Genomic DNA, 227 nt, shown 5'->3' with positions numbered 1-227 from the left:
CCGGTGGCAAATCGTCCGCGTAGCGAACTGGAGTCGCTGATCGGCTTCTTCGTCAACACACTGGCGCTGCGCATCCGGCCGGAAGGGAGCCTGAGCGTGGCGGCGTTGCTGGAGCAGGTCAAGGCGGTCATGCTGGCGGCGCATGCGCATCAGGACCTGCCGTTCGAGCAGGTGGTGGAGGCGTTGCAGCCACCGCGCAGCCTGGGCCATAGCCCGATCTTCCAGGT

1 protein-coding gene is annotated in these 227 nt (G+C 66.5%); it reads left to right on the top strand.

All coding sequences use genetic code 11. The annotated features are described in order from the left end of the window. A partial coding sequence (locus ALO43_RS15665) for a condensation domain-containing protein (protein ID WP_147461977.1) occupies positions 1-227 on the top strand: 227 nt, incomplete at both ends.

This window comes from Pseudomonas tremae, assembly GCF_001401155.1.
GTDB lineage: Bacteria > Pseudomonadota > Gammaproteobacteria > Pseudomonadales > Pseudomonadaceae > Aquipseudomonas > Aquipseudomonas tremae.
The sequence above is the reverse complement of the archived record's forward strand: the minus strand, read 5'-3'. Positions and strand labels throughout refer to the sequence as shown.